At 25.9% G+C, this 428-nt stretch carries 1 protein-coding gene; it reads right to left on the reverse strand.

Translation table 11 applies throughout. The features are described 5' to 3' along the window. Positions 1-133: 133 nt before the first annotated feature. Positions 134-274, reverse strand: coding sequence for a ribbon-helix-helix domain-containing protein (locus FE392_RS20425; protein WP_170951690.1), 141 nt, complete (start codon positions 272-274; stop codon positions 134-136). Positions 275-428 lie beyond the last annotated feature (154 nt).

A 428-nucleotide genomic window follows, 5' to 3' on the forward strand; every position in this document is an offset into this window, starting at 1 on the left:
TGTAGTTATTTAGATTTTTTAGTCACTCAAGGCAAGTTGAGCTATATTGAGAATTTAGATTATATTGATCGTATTTATTATATAGAATCAGATATTAGTTAGAAGGGATATGTATATTATCCCTTCTATTTTTTTATTTATTTAATCCTTTTCTTATAAGTTCTAGAATTGTTGCTGTTCTAGTAGAAATTCCGTTTTCTCCTTTATATTCGTCAACTTTTTTTAATATTGATTGTGGGATTCTCATTTCTACTCTTTCTTTTTTATCTGTCATTATTATCACCTCTCCTTGTATTGTACGGAAAAATATCGTATAATACAAATTGTACGGAAAAAAGACGTATTTTTCACGTACAAAAAATGAAAATCAAAGGGGATTTTATTATGTTAGAAGACAAATTTTTAGAATCTAAGATTAAAGGATTAAC

Origin of the sequence: Xenorhabdus santafensis (assembly GCF_033949405.1) — a bacterium.
GTDB lineage: Bacteria > Pseudomonadota > Gammaproteobacteria > Enterobacterales > Enterobacteriaceae > Xenorhabdus > Xenorhabdus santafensis.

Bases quoted from the DNA above. Each gene is read 5' to 3' on its own strand.
- FE392_RS20425 (WP_170951690.1), bottom strand. From the start codon at position 274: ATGACAGATAAAAAAGAAAGAGTAGAAATGAGAATCCCACAATCAATA.